Origin of the sequence: Streptomyces sp. HSW2009, from assembly GCF_040240285.1 — a bacterium.
Classification (GTDB): Bacteria; Actinomycetota; Actinomycetes; order Streptomycetales; family Streptomycetaceae; genus Streptomyces.
Genome location: NZ_JBEHZD010000375.1, coordinates 1 through 8,069, shown reverse-complemented (window position 1 = coordinate 8,069; position 8,069 = coordinate 1). Strand labels below are relative to the sequence as shown.

4 protein-coding genes and 1 pseudogene are annotated in these 8,069 nt (G+C 71.6%); 1 reads left to right on the top strand and 4 read right to left on the bottom strand.

Annotated features, from left to right (window positions below; translation table 11 throughout):
• Positions 1-126 precede the first annotated feature (126 nt).
• The 4 genes and pseudogenes from AAHZ94_RS23730 to AAHZ94_RS23720 all read right to left on the bottom strand — a co-directional run bounded on the left by AAHZ94_RS23730 (position 127) and on the right by AAHZ94_RS23720 (position 4,918).
• Complete coding sequence (locus AAHZ94_RS23730; protein WP_349995042.1) at positions 127-474, bottom strand: FmdB family zinc ribbon protein; 348 nt, start codon at positions 472-474, stop codon at positions 127-129.
• A gap of 66 nt (positions 475-540) precedes the next feature.
• Positions 541-1,686, bottom strand: a complete 1,146-nt coding sequence (locus tag AAHZ94_RS23725) for an MFS transporter (protein WP_502964760.1) — start codon at positions 1,684-1,686, stop codon at positions 541-543.
• Between the two features lie 203 nt (positions 1,687-1,889).
• Positions 1,890-2,325, bottom strand: a pseudogene (locus tag AAHZ94_RS36490) (MFS transporter); the annotation flags it as partial.
• 526 nt (positions 2,326-2,851) lie between these two features.
• Positions 2,852-4,918, bottom strand: coding sequence for a potassium/proton antiporter (locus AAHZ94_RS23720; RefSeq protein WP_502964759.1), 2,067 nt, complete (start codon positions 4,916-4,918; stop codon positions 2,852-2,854).
• A 323-nt stretch (positions 4,919-5,241) separates the two neighbouring features.
• Between AAHZ94_RS23720 and AAHZ94_RS23715 the strand changes: the two genes are divergently transcribed.
• Complete coding sequence (locus AAHZ94_RS23715; protein ID WP_349995040.1) at positions 5,242-8,013, top strand: penicillin acylase family protein; 2,772 nt, start codon at positions 5,242-5,244, stop codon at positions 8,011-8,013.
• Positions 8,014-8,069 lie beyond the last annotated feature (56 nt).

Sequence of the window (8,069 nt, the reverse complement as noted above, 5' to 3'; positions counted from 1 at the left end):
GGGGGGGGGGGCGCGCGGCGGGGCCCGTGTGGGCGGCCCGGGCGCCGGGGCGCGCGACGAGCGCCCCGGCCCGGCCCGGCGCACGGCCGGACGAGCTGGGGCTCTCGCGGAGAATTCGGGTGGGCGTCAGGCGGCCGTGGAGCCGGAGGACGTCGTGGAACCGCTGCTCGACGTGCCCGTGCTGCTCGACGAAGAAGACGAGTCGGACGAGGACGAGGCGGAGCCGCTGGACGAAGACGTCTCCGAGCTGCTCTTCGTGGTCTTCGACGAGGAGCTCGGCGAGCTGCTGGAGGACGCGCTGCGGCTGTCGGTCCGGTAGAAGCCGGAGCCCTTGAAGACGACGCCGACCGCGGAGAACACCTTGCGCAGGCGGCCCTTGCAACTCGGGCACTCGGTGAGCGCCTCGTCGCTGAACTTCTGCACCGCTTCAAGGCCCTCGCCGCACTCGGTGCACTGGTACTGATAGGTCGGCACGTGATCCTCCTGGCACTCTCACTCAATGAGTGCTAACGACGCTCCATAGTGCAGCATTCCGCGGCATCAGTCCACTGCGACGGCCTCGCGGTGACCGACCACACGTGCGGAGCCGCCCGCGAGGCGGCTGTCGGACGCGGTGGCCAGGTGCCCGCGCAGCAGGAGCAGGGTTGCCAGCGCGAGCCCCGTACCGGCCAGTGGCACGGCGAAGCCGGCGCTCGGTCCGAAGCCGTCGGCGAGCTGGCCGGCCGCGGTCGCGGCACCGGCCTGGCCGAGCGCCACCGCGCCGGTCAGCCAGGTGAACGCCTCGGTCCTGGCGTGCGCCGGGACCAGCGTCTCCACCAGCGTGTAGCCGGTGATCAGCGCCGGTGCGATGCACAGACCGACCAGCAGCCCCAGCGCGCCGAGCAGTGGCACGGCGTGCACCGCCCACAGCATGGAGGTGGCCAACGTCAGGAGCGGGTACGCGACCAGCAGCCGCTGTTGTGGACTGCGGCGCCAGGTGAGGGCGCCGCAGACGATGCCGGCCACCATGTTGCCGGCCGCGAAGATCCCGTACAGCACACCGTTGATGCCGGGCTGGCCGATCTCCTCGGTGAAGGCGGTCAGCGAGACCTGGAGGCCGCCGAAGACGGTGCCGATGCCGAGGAAGACCACGGCCAGCACCCTGACCCCGGGCACGCCGAGCGCGGACGTGGCCCGCACCGGCGCGGCCGGCCGCGTACCGGCTGGTGCGGGGCGGGCGCGGGTTCGCGCGGGGTTGGTACGGGAGCGGGTGGGCCACCTGCCGGGTCGGCGGCCACCGGTGCGCCGACTGTCGGCGGGTGCGGCGCCGGCCAGTGCCGTGGCGCCGCTTACCGCCGCGGTGCGGGGGTGGCTCGGGACGGGCTGGGTGCGGCGTTGGGCCGCGAAGAGGAGTCCGCCGACCAGGGTCAGGACGGCCTCCGCACTCAGGCCGGCGGCCGGGTGGAGGCCGGTGCACAGGGCCGTGGCCAGCACGGGGCCGATGACGAACGTGAACTCGTCCGTCACCGACTCGAACGCCGCGGCCGTGGTCAGCAGCGGCGACCTGCCCCGGCCGGCCGCGGCCTCGGGCGTGCCTGGCGTGGCGGCGCCGGCCGGCGTCCCGTCACCGCCCGGCGCCCCGACAGGGGCAGGCCCGCTGGTGGTGGCCGGTGCCGCGGCACGGTGCGCCGCCCCGGTAGCGCCCACCGCGTGGGCACTGCTCGGCGATCCGCTGTCGCCTGCTGGCGCGGGAGTACCCGCTGTTCCCCCGGCACCGTTCGGTGGGCCGACAGCGGCTGGGGGCCGGGTTCCACTCGGCGTCTCGGCGCCGTTCGCCGCCCCTGTGCTGCCGGCTGCCCGGGCGCCGCCGGTCGCCTCGGCATCATCGGCCCCTTCAGCACGGCGGGCCGCTTCGGTGCCGGCCGCCGTCCCGATCGCATCCGGTGTTTCGTCGTGTGGTGGGCCGTCGCCGAGTAGTGCTGCCCAGCGGGCCCGCACCATGGGGCCGACCTGGGGGACCGAGGCGCCGGCCGGTACCGCGGCGACGAACAGGGTCCACAACGGGGCGCCGGTCAGGGCCAGGGCGATCAGCAGGGAGATGGACGCGGTGTGCGTTAGTACGCCAGGGACCAGTACGGCTGCCTGGCCGAAGCGGTCCGCGAGCTTGCCGCTCTGTGGGGCGAACACGGCCATCGACACCCCGGCCGTGGCCGAGACGGCGCCGGCTATGCCGTACGAGCCGGTGGTGTGCTGGATGAGCAGGACGATGCCGATGGTGAGCATCGCGAACGGCTGTCGGGCCGCGAAGCCGGGCAGGACGAACGACCAGGCGCCGGGGGTGCGCAGCAGTTGCCCATAGCCGGGCTTGCGGGGCTTGTCGGGCTTGGGCTGCCTTTCGTGTTGCCCGCGCGCTACGGCTGTGGGCGACGTCGGCGCCGCGGCTGTGGTCCCGGCGCGGGGCGCATGGGGCGTACGGGCTGCCGGCTGCGCCTCGGTATCGAGTTCGGCCGGCCCCGCGGCGGGCTGGGCCAGCACCGTTGTGCGGGCGGAGCCCGCCGGGTCGGGGGCTTGGGCTGCCGCGGCGCCCGCGGTGCCGGTGGGCCTCCCCGCGTGGGGGTGGTCATCGGTGCCGCGGGCGCCGGGTGGCGTGCCGGGGGCTGGGTCCGCCGGGTGGGCGGGATCGGCCGCGGGGGTTCCGTCGGCCGGGTCCGGGAAGACCGTGGACACCACGGCCTGGCCTTTCCACCGCCTGGTAGCGCCCCGGGGTAGCACCACGGAGCGCCGAGAGCTGTCCTCTCGCGCATGACCGTGGTAGATACCGGACCGGCCGCCGTGCGGTCGCGCCAGCTCTGCATCAGACAGAGTTGGTCGGTTATTGCCTATGTGTGTTCATGTTATCGGCAGACTCTTGCGTCGATTCGCGGCTGTGATCAAGTTCATCCCGGTGCCGTTCACCGAGGGCCGCACCTGCCTGTCGGGTGGCTCCGTGTGCCGGGCCCGCCGGTCCCGTGGAACTCCCGGCACCTCGGCCATCGGCCCTCGAATCCGCCGGACCCGGCGAACCCGTCGGACCCGCGGAACCCTGGCCATCAGCCCCCTGACCACCAGCCCCCCGACCATCAGAGCTACGCCCGTCCGTCCCGGACCCGGGCGACCCGAGGCCGCTCCCGGGGGCCGTTTTCGGCCCGGCCGGCGGAACGGCCTCCGAACCACCGCGTACTCCAGCCGCCCCGGCTGGCCCGGCGGCCCCAGCCACCGCACCACCATCACGCGCCGCAGAACCCGCAGAACCCGCAGAACCCGCAGAACCCGCAGAACCCGCAGACCCCGCAGCCCCCGCAGAAGCAGAACCCACAGCCCCCGCACGCCCCCGCGCAGCGGCCCCCGTACGCATACCCGGGCGCTTGCCCGGTCGGGGCCACGGCCAGAACGCCTGGGGCGCGGTCGTCTGCTGACGCGTCGGCTCCGGCAGGCGGGCGTCCGCGCCGCCCGTGCCCAGCCAGTCGGCCAGCTTGCCGCCCTGGCTGACCGCGCGCAGCCGCCGCTCGGCGGCGTCACGCACCGGGTCGGTGGCGACCACCAGGAGTTCGTCCCCGCTGCGCAGCACGGTCGTGGGGCCGGGTACGGAGCTGGCGCCGCCGCGTACGACCAGGGTCACGGCCGCGCCGGCGGGCAGCCGCAGTTCGCTGACCTCCACGCCGTGCATCCGGGAGCCCTGCGGGATGCCGAACGACAGCAGGTGGCCGCGCAGCCGCTCCAGTGGTGCCGACTCCACGCCCAGGTCGGACGTGGCGTCCCCGGCACCGAGCCGCAGCCGCTTGGCGAGCCAGGGCAGGGTCGGGCCCTGCACCAGCGTGTAGACGATCACCAGCACGAAGACGATGTTGAAGACCCGCTGGCTCTGCGGCACCTCCGACACCATGGGGATGGTGGCCAGCACGATGGGGACCGCGCCGCGCAGCCCGGCCCAGGACAGCAGGGCCTTCTCCTGCCAGGGGATGCGGAACGGCGCGGTGCTCACCAGTACCGAGACCGGCCGGGCCACCGCGGTCAGGGCCAGGCCCACCACCAGCGCCGGCACGATGTCGTCGCCGAGCTCGTGCGGGGTGACCAGCAGTCCGAGCAGGACGAACATGCCGATCTGGGCGATCCAGCCGAGCCCCTCGGCGAAGCCGCGGGTGGCCGGCATGTGGGGCAGCTTGGCGTTGCCCAGGACCAGCGAGGCCAGGTAGACCGCGAGGAATCCGGAGCCGTGCGCCAGTGCGCCGCCCGCGTACGCGGCCACCGCGATGGCCAGTACCGCGATCGGGTAGAGGCCCGACGCCGGCAGCGCCACGTGCCGCAGGCCGAACGCGCCGAGCCAGCCGACCGCGAGCCCGATCGCCGCGCCGATCGCCAGTTCCAGGGCGATCTCGCCGAGCAGGACGTACCAGTGCTCGATCGGTCCTGATGCCGAGAAGGCGACCACCAAGATCACGACCGGGGCGTCGTTGAAGCCGGACTCGGCCTCCAGCGCACCGGTGAGCTTGGAGGGCAGCGGCACCTTGCGCAGCACCGAGAAGACGGCCGCCGCGTCGGTGGAGGAGACGACGGCGCCTATGATCAGCGACTGCTTCCAGTCGAGGCCCACCAGGAAGTGGGCCGCGGTCGCCGTGACGCCCACGCTGACCGCGACGCCGACCGTGGAGAGCATGGCGGCCAGTGGCAGCGCGGGTTTGATCTCTCGCCACTTGGTACCGAGACCGCCCTCGGCGAGGATGACCACGAGCGCCGCGTAGCCGATGACCTGGGTCAGTTCGGCGTCATCAAAGGCCACGCCGACCAGGCCGTCCTGACCCATGGCGACGCCGATGCCGAGGTAGATCAGCAGGCTGGGCAGCCCGCTGCGGGAAGAGAGGCGCACGGCTGCCACGGCGACGAGCAGCACCAGTGCGCACATCAGCAGGAGTTCATTGAGGTGGTGAACAGTCAGGGGCCGATCCTTTCGCGAGGATTTCGACCGAAATATGCAACCCCGGCCGACCGGAACTTCATTGCCTTACCTAATATTTTACGGGTTCTTGACGCCTGAGATCGACCGAACCGTGTCATCGGACGTCCGCATGTGATCGTTTGTGCGGATCGACGGTGGCTGGAACGGTCGCTCGGCCGGTCGATCGCTCACCTGATCGCCCGGCATTGACTCCGCGTAAGGGAGCCGCCCGCGCTCCGGCTACGGTTGCTCCAGCACTCCAGGTCCACCCTGCCCCTCGAAGGACAGCGATGCCCTCCCGCGAAGAAACGACCGCCCCTTCCGGAAAGAAGAAGAGGAAGCGGCGGCGCGCCCGTCTGATCGTGATCGCAGTCGTGCTGGCGCTCGTGGCGGGTGTCGGTTATGGCGTGTTCTGGAGCATCAGCACGGTGCGCGCCTCGTTCCCTGAGACCACCGGCTCCATCCAGCTCGACGGCATGTCGGCCCCGGTCCAGGTCAAGCGCGACGGCAACGGCATCCCGCAGTTGTACGCGGACACCTCGGAAGACCTCTTCCGCGCCCAGGGCTTCGTGCAGGCCCAGGACCGGTTCTGGGAGATGGACGTACGGCGCCACCTGACGGCCGGCCGGCTCTCCGAGATGTTCGGCTCCGACCAGGTCGAGACCGACGCCTTCCTGCGCACCCTCGGCTGGCGCCAGGTCGCCCAGCGCGAGTACGACACCAAGCTGTCGGCCGAGACGAAGAAGTACCTCAAGGCGTACACCGAGGGGGTCAACGCCTATCTGGCCGACCACTCGGGCAAGGAGCTCTCCGTCGAGTACGCGGCGCTGAGCTTCAAGAACGACTACAAGCCGGAGAAGTGGGACCCGGTCGACTCGGTCGCCTGGCTCAAGGCCATGGCCTGGGACCTGCGCGGCAACCTGCGGGACGAGATCGACCGCTCGCTGGCCGGCAGCAGGCTCAGCCGCCAGCAGATCGAGGACCTCTACCCGAGCTACCCGTACAAGCGCAACCGCCCCATCGTCGACCGCGGCACGGTGAACCCGCTGACCAAGGAGTTCGACCCCAAGGGCCAGGAGGAGGCGCCGACCGGGGCCAACGCGCCCGCCGGCGGTGCGAACACCGGGCTCGGCCAGGGCCTGCACACCGGCCTGTCCTCGCTCTCCAAGACGCTGGACCAGATCCCCGCGCTGCTCGGCCCGAACGGCAACGGCATCGGCTCCAACTCCTGGGTGATCGCCGGCGAGCACACCACCACCGGCAAGCCGCTGTTGGCCAACGACCCGCACCTGGCGCCGCAGATGCCCTCGCTCTGGTACCAGATGGGGCTGCACTGCACCCGGGTCAGCGCGAAGTGCCCGTACGACGTGGCCGGATACACCTTCTCCGGCATGCCGGGCGTGGTCATCGGCCACAACCAGAAGATTGCCTGGGGCATGACCAACCTCGGGGCCGACGTCACCGACCTGTACCTGGAGAAGGTCACCGCCGACGGCTACCTCTCCGACGGCAAGCAGCGGCCCTTCACCGTCCGCAAGGAGACCATCGAGGTCGCCGGCGGCAAGGACCGCAAGATCACCGTCCGCTCGACCGCGAACGGCCCGATCGTCTCCGACCGGGACGACGAGTTGGAGACCGTCGGCGTCAACGCCCCGGTCGGCGACGCCGCACCGGACCGCGGCAACGGCTACGCCGTCTCGCTGCGCTGGACCGCGCTGATGCCGTCCAAGAGCATGGACGCGATCTTCAAGCTCAACCGGGCCGGCGACTGGACCGAGTTCCGCGCCGCCGCCGCCGACTTCGCGGTGCCCTCGCAGAACCTCATCTACGCCGACACCGCGGGCAACATCGGCTACCAGGCCCCCGGCCAGATCCCGATCCGCGGCAAGGACAAGAACGGCAAGCCCATCGACGGCCGCTACCCCGCCCCCGGCTGGGACTCCAGCTACCGCTGGGACCGGTACATCCCGCAGCAGGCGCTGCCGTACGAGTACAACCCCGAGCGCGGCTACATCGTCACCGCCAACCAGGCCGTGATCGACCGCGAGCGCTACCCGTACCTGCTCACCGCTGACTGGGGCTACGGCACCCGCAGCCAGCGCATCACCGACCTGATCGAGTCGAAGATCAAGGACGGCGGCAAGATCTCCACGGACGACATGCAGTCGCTCCAGATGGACAACAGCAGCGAGATCGCCAAGGTGCTGACCCCGTACCTGCTCAAGATCAAGATCAAGGACGGGTACGTCCGCGACGCCCAGGACCTGCTGCGCGGCTGGGACTACACGCAGGACTCGGACTCGGCGGCAGCCGCCTACTTCAACGCGGTCTGGCGCAACACCCTCAAGCTCGCCTTCGGCAACAAACTGCCCAAGGAGCTGCGGGTCGAGGACCAGTGCCTGCGGGTGCGGCCTCCCAACGAGACCGGCCCGGTGGAGGACCTGGACGACGAGAGCGACCTGGTCACCGAGTGCGGCGAGCGCGACAAGGACGCGGCGCAGCCGGACGGCGGCGACCGCTGGTTCGAGGTCGTGCGGGGGCTGCTGAAGGACCCGGGCAACGACTGGTGGCACACCAAGGGCAACCAGGCCAACCGCGCCACGAAGAACCGCGACCAGCTCCTGGCCCGGGCCATGAAGGACGCCAGGTACGAGCTCACCTCCAAGCTGGGCAAGGACATCGACACCTGGAGCTGGGGCCGGTTGCACCAGCTCACGCTGAAGAACCAGACGCTGGGCGTGAAGGGCCCGGGCATCATCCAGTGGATGCTCAACCGCGGCCCGTGGAACCTCAGCGGCGGCGAGGCGGCCGTCAACGCCACCGGCTGGAACGCGGCCGGCGGCTACGAGGTGGTGTGGGTGCCGTCCATGCGGATGGTGGTCAACCTCGACAACCTGGACAAGTCCCGCTGGATCAACCTCACCGGTGCCTCTGGCCACGCGTACCACAAGCACTACGACGATCAGACGAGCAAGTGGGTCAAGGGCGAACTGCTCGACTGGCCCTTCCGCGAGACGGCCGTCGACGCGGCGACGGACGACGAGCTGGCCCTGACGCCGTAGCGCCCCGTACCGCCCGCCCGGGGCCCGGCCGCACAGGCCCGTCCGCCCCGGGCCCC

What these genes read in the sequence shown, in the direction of transcription:
- AAHZ94_RS23720 (WP_502964759.1), bottom strand. Translation starts at nt 4,918, where the DNA reads ATGTGCGCACTGGTGCTGCTCGTCGCCGTGGCAGCCGTGCGCCTCTCT.
- AAHZ94_RS23715 (WP_349995040.1), top strand. Translation starts at nt 5,242, where the DNA reads ATGCCCTCCCGCGAAGAAACGACCGCCCCTTCCGGAAAGAAGAAGAGG.